The sequence below is a fragment of the Kitasatospora sp. NPDC058444 genome, from assembly GCF_042721415.1.
In the GTDB taxonomy this organism is placed as follows: domain Bacteria; phylum Actinomycetota; class Actinomycetes; order Streptomycetales; family Streptomycetaceae; genus Kitasatospora.
In genome coordinates this window covers 63790-80478 of record NZ_JBHXLL010000011.1, presented here as the reverse complement: position 1 = coordinate 80478, position 16689 = coordinate 63790, and the positions used below count along the sequence as shown (strand labels likewise).

The 16689-nt window shown below is 75.5% G+C and carries 7 protein-coding genes; 1 reads left to right on the top strand and 6 read right to left on the bottom strand.

Annotated elements, in window-relative coordinates; all coding sequences use genetic code 11:
- Window positions 1–100: 100 nt before the first annotated feature.
- From ACFWP2_RS14960 to ACFWP2_RS14935, 6 genes are all read right to left on the bottom strand, one after another.
- Window positions 101–3226, bottom strand: a complete 3126-nt coding sequence (locus ACFWP2_RS14960) for an amino acid adenylation domain-containing protein (RefSeq protein ID WP_380450993.1) — start codon at window positions 3224–3226, stop codon at window positions 101–103.
- Complete coding sequence (locus tag ACFWP2_RS14955) at window positions 3223–8838, bottom strand: amino acid adenylation domain-containing protein (RefSeq protein WP_380450991.1); 5616 nt, start codon at window positions 8836–8838, stop codon at window positions 3223–3225. The genes ACFWP2_RS14960 and ACFWP2_RS14955 overlap by 4 nt, the downstream gene beginning before the upstream one ends.
- An 88-nt stretch (window positions 8839–8926) precedes the next feature.
- A complete protein-coding gene (locus tag ACFWP2_RS14950; protein ID WP_380450989.1) occupies window positions 8927–11992 on the bottom strand; it encodes an amino acid adenylation domain-containing protein in 3066 nt (1021 codons plus the stop codon).
- Window positions 11993–12816: 824 nt separating this feature from the next.
- Window positions 12817–13599 (bottom strand): siderophore-interacting protein, encoded by a 783-nt coding sequence (locus ACFWP2_RS14945; RefSeq protein ID WP_380451178.1) that lies wholly within the window; start codon window positions 13597–13599, stop codon window positions 12817–12819.
- Window positions 13600–13899: 300 nt separating this feature from the next.
- Entirely contained in the window at window positions 13900–14844 is a 945-nt protein-coding gene (locus ACFWP2_RS14940; protein WP_380450987.1) for a DUF5996 family protein, read from the bottom strand.
- A 46-nt stretch (window positions 14845–14890) separates the two neighbouring features.
- The gene (locus ACFWP2_RS14935) at window positions 14891–15823 is read right to left on the bottom strand and encodes a LysR family transcriptional regulator (protein ID WP_380450985.1); all 933 of its coding nucleotides are present in this window, start codon (window positions 15821–15823) and stop codon (window positions 14891–14893) included.
- A 138-nt stretch (window positions 15824–15961) separates the two neighbouring features.
- Between ACFWP2_RS14935 and ACFWP2_RS14930 the strand changes: the two genes are divergently transcribed.
- Entirely contained in the window at window positions 15962–16687 is a 726-nt protein-coding gene (locus ACFWP2_RS14930) for an SDR family oxidoreductase (protein WP_380450983.1), read from the top strand.
- Window positions 16688–16689 lie beyond the last annotated feature (2 nt).

Here is a 16689-nt window from a genome sequence, read left to right as displayed (position 1 = left end):
GGGGGTGCGGCCGTCACCGGCCACACCCCCGCATCGCCTCCCACGCATCGCCTTCCGCCCGGTCCGCCGCGCGGATACGCCGGAGCCGGACCACGACCGCTCAGCCGGAGAGCCGCCCCGCCGCCTCCTCCTCGGTGAGCGCGTCGATCTCGGCGATCAGCAGCGCCTCGATCCGCGCCGCGAGGGCGGCCGGCGTACTGCTCTCGAACACGTCGCGGATGGGGATGTCGAGACCGAGGCCGGCCCGGATCCGCGCGGCGACCCGGGTGACCAGGAGGGAGTCCCCGCCCAACGCGAGGAAGTCGTCGAACACCCCGACCCGGGGCACGCCGAGGACCTCCTGCCACAGCTCGGTGACCAGGTGCTCGGCGTCGCTGCGCGGCGCGACGTGGCCCGGCCCGCCGCCCGGCCCGGGGTCGGGCAGCGCCGCGAGGTCGGGTTTGCCGTTCGCGGTCAGCGGCAGCCTGGCCAGGGTGAGCACGGTGTCCGGGACCATGTAGGAGGGCAGCCGCAGCGCGAGGTGCTCGCGCAGCTCGGCCGGGTCGGGCTCGGCACCCGGGCGGGGGACGGCGTACGCCAGCAGCCTGCGGCCGTCGCGGACCAGCACGGCGGCCTGCGCGACGGCCGGGTGCGCGGTCAGCACGGACTCGATCTCCGCGGGCTCGATCCGGTAGCCGCGCAGCTTCAGCTGCGCGTCGCCGCGCCCCAGGAACTCCAGCCGGCCGTCCGCCCGCCACCGTGCGCGGTCCCCGGTGCGGTACATCACGCCGTCGGCGAAGGGATCGGGCACGAAGGCGGTCGCGGTCAGGTCGGGTCGGCCCAGGTAGCCCCGGGCCAGGCCGCTGCCGCCGATGTACAGCTCGCCCTCGGAGCCCCGGGGCAGCAGCCCGCCGCGCTCGTCCAGCACCCGGAGCCCGACCCCGGGCAGCGGGCGGCCCAGCGAGGGCCGTCGGTCGGTGTCCGCGGCGGTCAGCTCGGCCGCGGTGACGATCACGGTGGCCTCGGTGGGGCCGTAGGTGTTGACCAGCCGGACCGCGTCCCCGTGCCGTCGTCGCCAGCGGGCGACGGTGTCGGCGCGCGCCTCGGAACCCCCGATGACCACCAGGCGCAGCGCCTGCGGCCAGCGGGTCTGCTCGCCGAGGCCGACGAGCTCCTCCCAGTAGGCCGTCGGCAGGTCGAGCACGGTGACGGACCGGCCGGACGGGCCGGCCAGCAGGTCGGGCAGGGTCCGGCCGCCACCGGGCAGCAGCACGACGCACGCCCCGGCCGCGAGCGCCGGCCAGAGCTCCTCCACGTGGGTGTCGAAGCCGAGGGAGGCGAACTGGACGATCCGGTCGGCGGGGCCCAGCGCGTAGCCGTCCGGGCCCGCCATCCAGTCGACCCGGGCGGACACCGCCGCGTGGTCGACCGCGACGGCCTTCGGCGTGCCGGTGGAGCCGGAGGTGTAGAGGACGTAGGCCAGGCCCCGCGGATCGGGCGGGGCGAGGTCGGCCGCGTCGGCGTTCGGCGAGTCCGCGCCGGTGAGGGTGAGGACGGCGTCGGCCTCGCGGACCATCAGGGCGCGGCGGTCCTCGGGGTGGGCCGGGTCGAGCGGGAGGTAGCCGGCGCCCGCCTTCCAGATCGCCGTCAGGGCGACGACCAGCTCGAAGGAGGGCGCCATCGACACCGCGACCACCCGGCCGGCCACCGGGCCGAGCCGGTGCGCCAGTTCGGTGGACCGCCGGTCGAGTTCGGCGTAGGACAGCGTCCGGCCGTCGCAGTCCAGCGCCGGCGCGTCCGGTCGCGCGGCGACCTGGTCGGCGAACCGCTCCAGCACCGTGCGCACGGTGGCGGGAGCCGCCGGCCCCGCCCCCAGGGCGAGCAGCGCCGCCCGCTCCTCGGCTCCGACGAACCAGTCGCCGTACAGCGGGAGTTCCGGGTCCTCGACGATCCGCGCGTACAGCTCGCGGCACCGGCGGCCGAGCGCCTCGACGGTCTCCCGGTCGAAGAGCTCGCGGTCGTGGCAGAAGGAGAGCGTGATGCCGCCGTCGGCGGTGCGCCAGCTGTCGAGCAGCAGATCGGTCTTGGCCTGCTCGAAGCCGGAGTCCATGCTCGTCGTGCGGACGTCCGCGGGCAGCGCGGGCTCGCCGGAGCCGTCCGCGAGGTCGTTCTGGCTCTGGTGGACGAAGACGGCCTGGTAGAGCGGGCCGGCTCCGGTGTCCGCGGGCAGGCCGAGGTGGGCGGCGAGCCGCTCGGCCGGGGCGTCGGGGCGGCTCAGGGCGGCGAGCGCGGCGGACCTGGTCCGCTTCAGCACCTCGCGGAAGCCGGGGTCGCCGGTCAGGTCCGACCTGATCACCGCGGTGCGGTTGAAGTAGCCGAGCAGCGCCTCGTGCGCGGCCTCGGTGCGGCCCGCCAGCGGGGTGCCGACCACGAAGTCCCGGCAGCCGGTCCAGCGTGCGAGCACGCACTGGTAGCCGGTGAGCAGCACCATGAACGGGGTGCACCGCTCCTGCCGGGCCAGCCGGTCGAGGGCGGCGGTCAGCTCGGGGCCGAGGTCGACGGTGACGAAGCCGGCGGGTCTGGTGGGGTTCGCCGGTCTCGGCCGGTCGAAGGGGAGGCGCAGCGCTCCGGTGCCGGCGAGCCGGTCCGCCCAGAACCGGAACGCCTCCTCGCCTGCCTGCCCGCCGGTCCTGGCCTGTTCGGCGCGGGCGAAGTCGCCGTACTGGAGCGGGAGTTGCGGCAGGACGGCGGGGGCCTCGCCGATCGCCTCGCGGTAGAGGGCCAGCAGTTCTCGCCACATCGTGCGGAAGGACCAGCCGTCGGCGACGATGTGGTGGACGACGACGCTGACCGCGTGTTCCCGCTCCCCCGCGCTGATCAGGGTCGCGCGCAGGGGCGGCGCGGCGGCGAGGTCGAACGGCGCGTTGACGGAGGGGCGGCAGGCGTCCGTGAAGTCCGCCTCGGTGGCGCCCTCCGGGAGCCGGAGGGTGACCAGGTCGATCTCGGCGGGCGGCTGGACCAGCTGGACGGGCTCCGCCGCCTCGGGGCCGTCGTACCCGAAGCGGGTGCGGAGGATCTCGTGGCGCTCGGCCAGCCGGCCGAGGGCGGTGCGCAGGGCCCGCGGATCGATCGGCCCGGTCCAGCGCCGGTTGAGGTACATGTTGAAACCGGCGTCCTCCGGGTGGAGTTGCTGGAGGAACCAGAGCCGGCGCTGTTCGGCGGTCAGTGGGTGGGTGGCGGTGGTCACCGGACGGTCACCTCGGTCTCGGAGGGGTGCGGAAGGGCGGGTGCGGCGGTTCCCACGGTGCCGGCGCTGCCCGCGGTGCCGGCGGGTGCGGCGGTGCCGGCGGCCCGCTCCTGGAGGGTCTGCAGACCGACCAGGTCGTCGGGCTCGGCGTCGGGGACGTCCCGGTCGAAGTGGCGCAGCACCGGGACGGCGAGGCAGACCAGCGCGAGGGCGGCCATGGCGAGGCCGAACAGCAGGTAGAGCAGTCCGATGCCGCGGCCGTCGCCGGTGCCGATGAGCCGGCCGACGGTGGCGGCGAGGGCGCCGTCACGGTCCATCAGGGGTTGGAGGAGTCCGGGGCCGAAGGGGGCGACGACGGCGAAACCGACCGGAAGGGTGGACCAGGCGACCATGGTGTTGACCGCGATCACCCGGCCGTGGAAGCGCAGCGGCACCTTGGTCTGCACGATCGTCGCGTACGAGCCGTTGAGCAGGGCGAGGGCGAAGGTCATGCCGAAGGCGCCGAGGGCGACCGTCCAGATCGACGGGCGCAGCCCGGTGAGCAGGCAGGCCCCGGCGACCGCCAGGGTGGCGAGCAGCACCCCTCGCAGCTTCCGTCGGCGCGGTCCGCCCCAGGCCACCAGGGTGATCCCGCCGAGCACGGCGCCGAGGCCGGCCGCCGTGGACACCCAGCCCGCCGCCGAGAGCGGGGCGAAGGAGAGCACGAGCGGGGTGGTCAGCAGGAACAGCGGGGAGAGGAAGACGTTGAGGACGGCGAAGTACAGCAGCATCGCGCGGAAGTGGCGGCTGCCGAGGGCCCGCCGGAAGCCCTCGCGGATCTCGGCGGGGATGCTCTCCCGCCGGGTCGAGCCCATCACGTCCGGGAACCGTACGGCCAGGGTGACGGCGACGGCGGCGGCGTAGCCGGCCACGTCGAGGGCGAGGATGCCGCCGAGCCCGATCGCGGCGAGCAGGCCCACGGCGAACAGCGGGACGAGGAACTGGGCGAGGCCGAAGGCCATCTGGACCACGCCGTTGGCGCGGCCGAGGTAGCGCTTGGGGACGAGCTGCGGCACGGCCGCGTTCCAGGCGAGCCGTTGGAAGGAGAGGGCGGCGGAGAGCACCGCGACGAGCGCGTAGGCGTGCCAGACCTCGAGGCCGCCGGTGGCGTACAGCAGGAGCAGGACGGCCTGGGTGAGGCCGGCGGCGAGGTCGCCGAGGAGCATGGTCCGGCGCCGGTCCCCCCGGTCGACGATCGCGCCGGCGACCGGGGCGGCGAGGATGCCGGGCACCAGGCCGCAGGCGGCCAGTAGCCCGAACTGGGCGAGGGAGCCGGTGCGCAGGTAGATCCAGACCGGGAGGGCGAACTCGGTGAGCGCCGATCCGATCATCGACACCTGCTGCCCGGAGGCCACGGTGAGGAAGCGGCGCATGGTCGGGCGGACGGGCGGCCGCGCGCCCTCGGCAGCCGGCCGTTCGGCGTCCCGGGAGAGCCCGGCCAGCCACCAGGTGGCGCCGTCCGTCCGGCGGTGGCGGTCCTCCTGACCCGCGGCGATCGAGCGGTGGACGCCGGTGACGACGGCGGCGAGTTCGGCGGCCCGGTACTTGAGGTAGAAGTGGCCGGCCTCGTCGAGGACCACCACGGCGGTGGTGTCGGCGATCCGGTGCCACTCGCGGTAGCGCTCCTGGTAGAACTCGGTGGCCGGGTCGCGGTCGCCGCAGACCGCGATCACCGGGGCCTTGATCCGTCCGCCCTCGGTGCCGAACATCCGGGTGAAGTACCGTTCGACGTCCTTGGTGCCGGTGCGGCGGTTGCGGACGATCAGCCGCAGTTGCTCCGGGTCCAGGTCGTCGGTGTCCATCCCGGCGGCGGCCAGGCCGTTGATCATGTCCTGGTCGCTGCGCATCCGGTCGAGGAGTCCGGCCCACCGTTCCCCGACCGCGGCGCCGCGCCCCCTGGGGCGGGCGAAGGGGAAGATGCCGCCGAGGTGGACGGCGTCGATCTCCCGGCCGGCGGCCTCGACCCGGCGGGCGATCTCGATGGCGAGGCGCACTCCGACGCCGCAGTGCCCGTACAGCACGATCCGGCCCTCGACGCCCTCGACGATCTCGCGCGCGCACCGGTCGGCGACCTCGTCGACGTCCATCGGTTCCTCGCCGAGTTCGTGTCCGGGGACGGCGATGGAGTGCAGCGCCCAGTCCTCGGGCAGGGCGTCGGCGAGCGGCTTGTAGATCAGTGCGCTGCCGCCGCCGTAGGGCGCGCAGACCACGCTGGCGGTGGTGCGGCGGCGCTCCGGGGTGAGCCGGTGCAGCAGCCCTCGCGGTCCCCGGTCGGCGCCCGGGTCGGCGACGAGCCCGGCGAGCTGCCGGACGGTCGGGAAGCGGAAGAGGTCCATCACGCCGACCGGGACCGGCAGGTCAGGGAAGGCGCGGCGCAGCCGGGCGACGACCTGGGTGGCGAGCAGGGAGTGCCCGCCGATCTCGAAGAAGTCGTCCAGTGCGCCGACCTCGGCGACGTCGAGCACCTCGGCCCAGATCGCGGCGATGAGGGTCTCGGTCTCGCCCTCGGGTTCGACGCGGCCGGCGGCCGGGGCGGCGTCCTCGGGTTCGGGCAGCGCCTTGCGGTCGACCTTGCCGTGGGCCAGCAGCGGCAGGCGGTCCAGGACGACGAACCGGGCGGGGACCATGTAGTCCGGCAGGACCTCGCCGAGCGCCGCCCGCAGCTCGGCGGCGGCGGGGACGGTCCCGCCGCTCGCGCGTTCGAGGTAGGCGACGAGGTTCTGTCTGATCCCCTCGCCCCGGACGGTCACGAAGGCCTGGGTGACGCCGGGCAGCGCGGTGAGCGCGGCCTCGATCTCGCCGGGCTCGACCCGGTAGCCGCGGACCTTGATCTGGTCGTCGGCGCGGCCCAGGTACTCCAGCACGCCTTCCCCGGCGCCCCCGGCCTGGCGGCTCGGGGGTGCCCCCACCGGCCGGGTGGACCCGGACGGCCGCCAGCGGGCCAGGTCGCCGGTGCGGTACATCCGGCCGCCGGCGAACGGGTCCTCGACGAAACGTTCCGCCGTCAGCTCGGGCCGGCCCAGGTAGCCGCGGGCCAGCCGGTGCCCGCCGAGGTACAGCTCACCGGTCACCCCGGGCGGCACCGGCCGCCCGGCCCCGTCCAGGACGTAGCAGCGCGCGCCGGCGAGCGGGGTGCCGATCGGTGTGTTCCCCGGGCCGTGCTCCCCCGGGAGGACCTCGTGGACGGTGACGCCGACCGTCGCCTCGGTCGGGCCGTAGTGGTTGAACACCGCGCAGCCGCCCCTGGCGGCCAGGTCGGCGGCCCAGGCCCAGGACGAGGCCTCCCCGCCGAGCACCAGGGCCCGGCGCGGCAGCAGGCGTTCGAGCGGGGCGTCGGCGGACAGCGCGGCCAGGTGGGAGGGCGTCATCTTGAGGTAGTCGAGGGCCGACGCCTCGATGCGGTCGGCGAGTTCGGCTCCGGCGATGCGACGCGGCAGCAGGTGCACCCGGCCGCCGGTGGTGAGCGCCAGGTAGAGCATGGTGATGCTGAAGTCGAACGACAGGGACTGCAGCAGCCCGTAGCGGGCACCGGGCTCGATCCGCAGCCGTTCCCGCACGCCGGCCAGGTAGTTGAGGATCTCCCGGTGCTGTACGGCGACGCCCTTGGGCTGCCCGGTGGAGCCGGAGGTGTAGATGACGTACGCGAGGTCGTCCGGGCCGGAGGCCTCGGGGAGCGGCGTGTCGTCCGGTGCCGGGTCTGCCTGGTCCATCAGCAGCTCGGCGCCGCCGTACCCGGGGAACCGCTCCCGCAGCACCGAGTCCGTGACCAGCACACGCGTGTCCGCGTCGGCCACCAGGTGGGCGAGCCGCGCGGGCGGCTGCTCCGGGTCCAGCGGCAGGTAGCAGCCGCCGGCCTTCAGCACGCCGACCAGGGCCACCGCCAGGTCCGGGGACTGCTCCAGGCAGACCGCCACCCGGTCGTCCCGGCCGACGCCGAGGGCCCGCAGCCGCCGCGCCAGGGCCGTCGCCCGGGCGTCGAGTTCGCGGTGGGTGACGGTGGCGTCCTCGAAGACCAGCGCGGGCCGGTCCCCGGCCTGCCGGGCCGCCGCCGCGAGCAGCGCGGTCAGCGTCCCCGGTCCGCCCTCGGGGAGGTCCGGGCCGGCCGCCCAGCGTTCGAGCACGTCCCGGTGCTCGGTGGCGGTCGACACCGGCAGGTCCCCGACGGCTCGGTCCGGATCGGCCGCGGCCGCCGTCATCAGGACCTCGAAGCGCTCGACGAGCCGTCGCACGGTGTCCGCGTCGAAGAGGTCGGTGCGGTAGGTGATCAGGCCGAAGAGCCCGCCGTCCTTCTTCTCCCGCAGGTAGAAGGCGAGGTCGGAGTGGCTGGTGGTGGCGGCGTGCCCGAATCCCTCCGCCGTGGCGGCGGGTGCGGTGGGGGCCGCGCGCTCGCCGTAGTTCTGGAAGGCGAAGGTCACCTGGAACACCGCCGAGCGGCTGACGTCCCGCTCGATGTCCAGGTCGGCGACCATCTGCTCGAAGGGCACCTCCTGGTGGGTGTAGGCGTTCAGCGTCGTCTCCCGCACCCGGCCGACCAGTTCGGCGAAGGTGAGGCCCTCCTCCAGCCGGGCCCGGATCGGCAGCATGTTGACGAAGGCCCCGACCACCGCCTCCAGCTCCCGGTGGAGCCGGCCGGCCACGGCCGAACCGATCGCGAAGTCCCTCTGACCGGTGTGCCGGCCGAGCAGCACCTGGAGCCCGGCCATCAGCACCATGTACGTGGAGGCCCCGTGGGCGCGGGCGCAGTCGGCGACGGCGCGGGCGAGTTCCGGGCTCCAGTGCAGTTCCACGGCCGCGCCGTCGAAGGTGAGCAGCGGCGGCCGGGGGCGGTCGGCGGGCAGTTCCAGGGCGGGGACGTCGGCGAGTTCGGTGCGCCAGTAGTCGCGGGAGGCGGCCAGCGCGCCACTGTCCAGCCGGTCCCGCTGCCAGCGCGCGTAGTCCCCGAACTGCACTGGTAGGGGCGGGAGTTCGCGCTCCGCACCGTCCGCGTACCGGGCGTAGAGGGCGTCCAGTTCCCGGTTGAGGATGTCGATCGACCATCCGTCGCCGACGATGTGGTGCATGACCAGGGCGAGGACGTGGTCCTCCTCGGCGATCCGGACGAGCAGGGCTCGCAGCAGCGGCCCGGCGGCGAGGTCGAAGGGTCTGGCGACCAGTGCCGCGATCTCGTCCGCGGCTCTTCGCTCGGGGTCCGGATCGCCCGAGGCGTCCACGAATCCGGCGGCGAAGGGGCCCGGTTCGGCGACCAGGACCTCGGCCCGGCCGTCCTCGGTGACCGGGAAGGTCATCCGCAGTCCCTCGTGCCGTGCCACAAGGGCGGCCAGGGCGGCGTCCAGCGCCGGGCGGTTCAGCGGCCCGCGCAGCCGCCGGGCCGGGGCGAGCGTGTACGCCGTCCCGCCGGGCGAGAACTGGTCCATGAACCAGAGCCGTTCCTGCCCGCTGGACAGGGGCGGCGGGCTGCCGGCCGGGCGGGGCTCGACCACCCGCACCGGAGCCGTGGCGCCGCGCAGGCGCTGGGCGAGGAGGGATCGTTTGGTGGCGGACCAGTCCGCGGGCAGGTCCTGGGTGTCGGTCATCGGCAGTCCGTTCGGGCGTGGAGCGGGGAGGACGCGCGGGAGCGGTCGACGTCGCGCGGGGAGGACGCGCAGGAGCGGTGGGCGGCGGTCAACGCCGCTCTCGCACGACGGCGGCCAGGGCGGCCGGGGTGGAGGCGTCGAAGAACAGGTCGAAGTCGAGCTCGACCCCGAAGGCGGCGCGGATCCTGGCGGTGATCTGGATGATCGTCAGCGAGTGTCCGCCGAGGTCGAAGAGGTCGTCCTCGGGGCCGATGCCGGTGGCGCCCAGGACCTCCTCCCAGATCGCCAGGATGCTCGCGGTGACGTCGTCGGCCTCCGCCGGGCCGGCGGCTGCCGCGCGCGGCGGGGCGGGCAGCGCCCGGCGGTCGAGCTTGCCGCTCGGGGTGAGCGGCAGGTGGTCGAGGGTCACGTACTGCCGGGGCACCATGACGGCGGGCAGGGTGCGCAGCAGGTGGTCCCGCAGGTCCGCGTCGGACAGCGGTGCGTCGCCGGGTGCGGGCACCCGGTAGCCGACGAGCGCGGGTTCCCCCTCGGCCTGCTCGCACACGGCGACGGCCGCGGCGGCGACGGCCGGGTGGTCGAGCAGCGCGGCCTCGATCTCGCCGAGTTCGATCCGGTGGCCGCGGATCTTCACCTGGTCGTCGATCCGGCCGTGGAACTCCAGTTCGCCGTCCGGCGTCCATGCCGCGAGGTCGCCGGTGCGGTACATCCGGCCGCCGGCGAACGGGCCCTCGGCGAAACGTTCCGCCGTCAGCTCGGGCCGGCCCCGGTAGCCGTCCGCGAGGCCGTCGCCGCCCAGGTGGAGCTCTCCGGGGATGCCGACCGGCAGGGGCCGGCCGTCCGCGTCCAGGACGTACGCCCTGGTGTTGGCGACCGGTCGGCCGATCACCACGGCGTCCGGCGCCGCGGGGACCTCGGCGCAGGTGGCGTAGATCGTCGCCTCGGTCGGGCCGTAGCCGTTGATCAGCCGGCCGAGGGAGCCCCGGAGCTCGCGGGCGAACGGGAGCGGCAGTGCCTCCCCGCCCACGATCCCGGTCAGCCCCGCCGGCAGCGGCCCGGCGCTGAGCAGGACCCGCCAGCCCGAGGGGGTCGCCTGAAGATGGGTCACGCCCTCGCGCCGGATCAGCCCGACCGTGCCCGGCGCGTCCAGGGCGGCGCCGTCCGGCGCGAGGACCAGTCGGCCGCCGGTGATCAGCGGGAGCAGGATCTCCAGCCCGGATATGTCGAAGGAGAGCGAGGTCAGGCCGAGCCAGACGTGCTGCCGTCCCGAGCCCAGGCGGTCCGCGAACGAGGTCAGCAGGTTCACCAGGGCCCGGTGGCCGATCTCCACGCCCTTGGGCCGCCCGGTCGAGCCGGAGGTGTACAGCACGTAGGCGAGGCCACCGGGCCCGGCCGGCGCCGCCCCGGCGGGCCCGGGCTCCACGGGGCCGCCCCCGAGGCGCAGGACGGCCGGTGCCGCCGCCACCACGTCGGGCGTGGGCTCCCGGTCGGCGACCAGCAGGGCCGCGCCCGAGTCGGCGAGCAGGAACGCGAGCCGCTCGGCGGGGTGGCCCGGGTCGAGCGGCAGGTAGGCGGCTCCGGCGGCGTGCACCGCGAGCAGGACGGCGGGCAGGTCGGCGGAGCGCTCCAGGTGCAGGGCGACGACGTCGCCCGGTCGGACTCCGGCCCCGCTCAGCACGGAGGCCAGTTCGTCGATCCGCTCCACGAGCGCCCGGTAGGTCAGCCGCTCGGCGCCCGCGCTGACGGCGAGGGCCTCGGGCGTCTCGGCGGCCCGCTCGCGGACCAGGTCCAGGGCCGTGCGCTCGCCCGGGTAGGCGCGGGCGGTGTCGTTCCACTCCTCGACCACCCGGTGCCGCTCGGCCTCGCCCAGCAGCGGCAGGGCGCTCAGCGGAGCCTCGGGCGCGGCCGCCGCGGCCTCCAGCAGGGCCGTGTAGTGCCCGGCGATCCGGGCCGCGGCGTCCGGCGACAGGACCGCCGGAGCGTACTGGAGCGAGAACGCGAGCCCTTCGGCGGTGTCCACCGCCTGGAGGTGAAGGGTGTTGCGGGCGGCGCCGTTGAACACCGTACGGTCCACCCGGACGGCGCTTCCCGGGAACACCGGGTCCACGGCGCGGCCGCGCCGGTAGCCGAACGAGACGGGGGCCAGCCCGGCGCGCGGCGTCAGACCGCCGACCGCCGCGCCGAAGGGCACCGGGCGGAACGGGTATCCGTCACGGACCTCGGCCCGGACGGCCCGGGCGTAGGCGGCGAAGGGCATCGCGGCACTCGCCCCGGCCGGCGCGTGCACCGGCAGCTCGTTGACGAACAGACCGATCTCCCCGGCCTGTTCGGCCGTCCGGACGGAGAGCGGCACGGAGACCGGGACGGCTTCGCCGCCGTAGCGCAGCAGCAGTCCGTGCAGGGCGGCGAGGAGGAACTCGAAGACGGTGACGCCGCAGCGCTGCGCGGCCTCGGCCAGTGCCGCCCGGCCGTGGGCGTCCATCCGCCACCCGACGGAGGCTCCGGCCGCCGGGGCGGTGACGGCCTGCGGCAGGCCGGGCAGGACGGGCTCCGTCGCCGCGGCCCAGCGCGGGCCGTAGCGGTCCGCCGCGCGGCGCACGAGCTCGGGGTCGGGCGCGGGCGCGGGGTCGGGCGCGGGCGCGGACTCCGGCTCGGGGCTCCGGTCGGCCGCCGGGGCGGCCTCTCCCAGGGCCCGCGCGTAGGCCGCGGCGAGCTCCGCCACCAGGACGTCCTTGGACTCCCCGTCGAACACGGCATGGTGCACGACGGCCAGCAGCTCCGCCGCCCCGTCGCGGCCGCGGTAGAGGGTGAACCGCGCCAAGGGACCCGCCTGGAGGTCGAAGGGCCGTGCCGTGTCCTCGGCCAGCAGCTTCTCCCGGCTCTCCCCGCAGTCCCCGGAGACGTCGACCACCTCGAGGACCGGGGCGGTACCGGGCTCCAGCACGACCTCACCCTCGCGCTCCACGAGCGCCTGGGACAGGGAGGAATGACGTTCGGCCACCGTCGCGACGGCCCGGGCGAGCGCCTCCGCGTCGACCCGGTCGAAGGAGATGCGGACGGGCATGTGGAACACCCCGTGCGTGTGGCCGAGGCGCTCGGTGAACCAGATGCCCCGCTGGAAGGGCGACGCGTGCGGGGGGAGCGAGTGTGGCATGTGCGGCTCGATTCGGCAGTCGGTGAATGGCGCGTTCCCCGTGGCCGGGCGCCGACATGGCCGACACCGCGGACTTCTTCGGCGACCCGGCCGCCGGGTGGCGTTCGACCGGCCCGCGCCGGCCCGCGGGCCGCTCCGGCCTCGACCCTCCCGGCCCGCAGATCCCCCCTGCGAACGACCGGGTCGGAGCCGGTCCTCTCCCCAGTGAAAAGACCGATCTTGGTCCAGACCTGCCGAGAGGTTGGCAGAGAAGCCCAGCGCCGTCAAGGGTCGTCCACCCCGCTGACAAAGGCGTCATGAACGCGTCCAACCTGCGGGAATGCGGCGCCGGGCACGCGTTCTGATCGTTCGTCATCGTCTCAACGGCCGCCGACCGCGCGGCGGGCCCCGACGGACCGGCCCGGCCGCGCCCGAGGCCGTCGGGCTCACCGCACCGGACGTCGCGGAGCGGCACCGGCCGCCGGCCGTCGCCACGTACGAGGAGCGGTACGTCGCCCCCGCCGCCCTCCCTGGCCGAGGCCAGCGCGCCGAAGGAGTCGGCCGCCCCCGCCGAGCGCGCCGTCGAGCACCAGGTCGCACCGGGCGGCAGCGGGTCGGGCCGCGGTCGCCGGAGTCGGGCCCCGCACTCGCCCTGTCCTGGCGCGACGGACCGGCCCCGACGGGGACGGGATGGCCGAGCACGGTCGGCCCGCAACCGGCCGTCCCCATCACGCCGTTGCCGGAGGAGCGGCGGCGCGGGACCACCGGCTGACCCGCGGGGCGGCCGCCCCTTCGGCCGGAGCGGCCCTACGCCTCCGGAGCGGCCCTACGCCTCCGGAGCGGTCCTACGCCTCCTCCTCCGGCCCGTCCTCGCCGCGCTGGTCCTCGGTGCGCCCGGCCCGCCAGTAGCCCATGAAGCAGACCGCGCGCCGGTCCATCCCCCGCTCGCCGACCAGGTGGCGGCGCAGCTCCCGCACCGCGGCCGCCTCCCCGGCGATCCAGGCGTACGGCCGACCGTCCGGCAGGTCGGCGACGCGCACCGCCCCGGTCAGGCCCGGTCCGCCGGCCCGGCGGTGGACCCAGACGGTCTCGACGCCGGCCCGGCCGGCCGGGAGGTAGGCCTCGTCCGACGGCCCGTCCACCTCGGCGAAGACCCGGACGGGGAGGTCCTCGGGCAGTTCCTCCAGGATGGCGGCGATGGCCGGCAGCGCCGACTCGTCCCCGGCCAGCAGGACCCAGCCGGGGTCGGCGGGCAGCTCGAACTCCACCCCGCCGGCCCGCTCGACGGCCGGCCCGTACACCGCCACCCGGTCGCCCGGCGCGGCCCTGACGGCCCATCGGGAGCCGGGGCCGGTGTCCCCGTGCACGGCGATGTCGATGTCGATCTCGTCGGGGTCGCGGCGCTGACCGCGGACGGTGTAGGTGCGCAGCACCGGGCGCACCGCCGGGGACGTCTCCCGCCAGCTGTGGTACCAGCCGAACTCGCCGTCGCCGGACGGGATCAGCGGCTCGGACTGGCCGGCGAGCGGCAGCAGCAGCTTGATCCGCTGGTCGAGGCCGCCGTTGACGAACCCGGCGAGGCTCTCCCCGGTGAGCGTGATCCGCACGAGGTACGGAGTGAGGGTCAGGGTGCGGGCGACGCGCAGGGGGAAGAGCGCGAAGCGGGCGGGAGCGGTGACGGCGGACAGGGCAGGCTCCTTCCGGCGGAACGGGGGAACGCCGCGGCTGCGCCGGTTCGTACCTTCCGGCGCCCATCGCAGCTTAGGTGAGGCTAACCTAATACTCTTCCCACGAACACCCGCTCGCAGCGGTCCGCGCGAGCGCGAGGCCGGAAGGCGGTGTGCAGGGTGTCGTGGCGGCCCGGGGCGCCGCCGCCGCCCTGCCCTGCCCTGCTCTGCCCTGCCGTCAGCTTCCGCCCCGACCGGCCGTCAGCCTCCGCCGCGGGCCGCCACCGGGTCGGTGACGCCGCCGGGCGAGGCCTCGCCGCCGATGTTCCAGCCGGCCAGGCGGGCCGCGGGCTGGTAGACGGACTCGTAGAAGTCGAGGACGGCACCGCGCGGGTCCTCGCCGCCGCGGACCTCCTCGTAGTCCAGGACGGCCAGGTGGCTGCCGTTCCGCTCGATCCAGCGGGCGGCGTCGGGGCGCAGCGGGCAGTCGGCCAGGCCGGCGGGCTCGGGCGCGGCGTAGGAGTAGAAGGCCGGTCGGGGGAAGGAGTCGTCGCCGAACCAGAAACCGGAGCTGACGACCTCGCGCGAGTAGGCCTCTCGGGTCACCGGGTCGACGGTCCGCGGCTGTTCGATCTCACGGTCGGAGAAGCGGGTGACGGCGATGTCGAAGGTGTGCCAGAAGTGGTGCACCGGGCTGACCTTCCCGCAGAAGCCGGCGGCGAACTCCTCCAGGACCAGGTTGACCTGGCTGAGCACCTGCCAGTAGCGGTTGACCCAGAACGGGTCGTAGGCGGCGTGCTCGGTGTCCTCGGTGAACGGCCGGCCGGTGTCGGGCAGGTCGAACGGGGTCGGGTGCGGGAGCGACACCGTCACGCCGACCGCGGCGAGGGAGTCGAGGGTCCGGCGGTAGAACGACGCCACGGACTGCCCGGTGAGCGGGAAGGAGACCCTGCGGCCGTCCGACGAGCAGACCACCAGCCGGTGGTCGACGAAGTCGAAGTCGATGCAGAAGGTCCCGCGCCCGTCGGGCACGGCCATCGGGCGGGTGGTGATGCCGCGCCCGGTGAGGTGGTAGGGGACGTTCCACCAGTGGTTGCGCCGCACGCTGCGCGCCAGGCGGATCTTGCCGACGACCTGGGCGAACCGGTGGACCGTCTCCTTGGAGTCCTGCCACTGCGCCAGCGGGATCGGGGGGAACAGCTCCATGGTCGCCACGCTAGGCCGGTGGGGGCGCGCCCGCATCCGCGCCGCGTCACCCGCCGCCGGCCTCGGAGCCGGCGGGCCGGCCGGAGACGGCGGGGTCGACCCGGGCCTGTCGGGACAGCAGGTCCGCGAAGGCCACGGTGAGCGGGTCGGGGCGGGTGCGGGTGTAGGCGGTGAGGGTGCGCAGGATCGGGGGGTCCGGGCGCAGCAGGGCGCCCTCGAAGTGGGCGGGGAGGATGTTGGCGGGCACCAGGGCCGGGCCCAGGCCGGCCGCCGCGAGCAGCGGCGCGGCCGAGGTCTGTTCGGCGCGGATCGCCGCCCTGGGGTGGAAGCCCGCCCGGGCGCAGACCTGGTCGAGCAGGTCGGCCAGGCCGTTGTCGGGGGCGAAGTGGACCCAGTCCCGGTCGGCGAGTTCGGTGAGGGCGACCGTGCCGGCGGGGCGCTCGGCCAGCGGGTCGTCGGCGGGCAGGACGACGGTGAACTCCTCGACGCCGAGTTCCCGGATCGGCCCCTCCCAGCCGGTGGGCACCGGGCCGATGGCGAGGTCGGCGCGGCCGGCGGCCATGGCCTCCTGGAGCCGGTCGGTGTGGGCGTACTCGCGCAGCCGGATCCGCACGCCGGGGTGGCGGCGGTGCCAGTCCCGCAGCACCGGCGGCAGGATGCCGAGGCTGACCGAGTAGACGACGGCGACCTCCAGTTCGCCCTCCTCCAGGCCGGCCGTACGGCGGGCCGCGGCGTGCAGGCGTTCGGCCTCGGCCAGTGCGGCCCGGGCGTGCGGCAGGACCGCCCGGCCCATCGGGGTGAGCCGTACGGAGCGCGGCAGGCGCTCCAGCAGCCGGCCGCCGAGGGCGCCCTCCAGGGCGCGGATCTGGTGCGAGAGCGCGGGCTGGGTGACGTGCAGCTGCTCGGCCGCGCGGGTGAACGATCCGGTGTCGACCACGGTGGCCAGGTATTCGAGCTGCCTGAGCGTCGGTGTTGCCATGAACAGATCTTATCGCTGGGGTAGAAAACAAGCCTTGGACTCATCAGCGCAGGTCGGAGAGGGTCGTGGTGTGGCCGCCGCGGGACGCAGCGGACGGCCGTTTCCCCAAGATCCAAAATCATCCGAAGGAGTTCCACCATGTCCGACACCACCTCCCTCCAGGGACAGCGACTCGTCGTGGTCGGTGCGGGTTCGCGCACCGGGCAGGCCCTCGCCAAGGCCGCCTCGGCGGCCGGCGCCACCCTGGTGCTGGCCGGCCCCGACCCGCGCAAGCTGGAGTGGACGGCCGGCGAGCTGACCGGGCCCTCCGAGGTGATCGCCCTGGACATCGCCGACGAGCGGTCGATCGCCGCTTTCGCCGCCCGGGTCGGCCGCTTCGACCACCTGGTCTCCACCGCCGCGATGCCGGCCAACGGCCCGCTGCGGGAGCTCGAAGCGGCCGATGTGCAGCGGGCGTTCGCGGCGAAGGTGATCGGCCCGCTGCTGCTGGCCAAGCACCTGGCCGGGCAGGTCTCCGAGCGCGGTTCGTTCACTTTCTTCTCCGGTGTGGCCGCGTGGCGCCCGGCGCCCGCGCGCACCGTGATGGCCACCACCAACGGCGCGCTGGCCTTCCTGGTGCAGGCGCTGGCGGTGGAGATCGCGCCGGTCCGGGTCAACGCCGTCTCCCCCGGCATCGTCGACACCGGTTCCTGGGACGGCCTGGGCGCCGACAAGGAGGCGTTCCTGCGCGGGGTCGCCGCGCGCAACCCGGCCCGGCGCGTCGGCACCCCGGAGGACCTGGTCAAGGCCGTCTTCTACGCCATCGACAACCCGTACGTCACCGGCACGGTGCTGCACGTCGACGGCGGCGGCCGGCTCGCCTGACC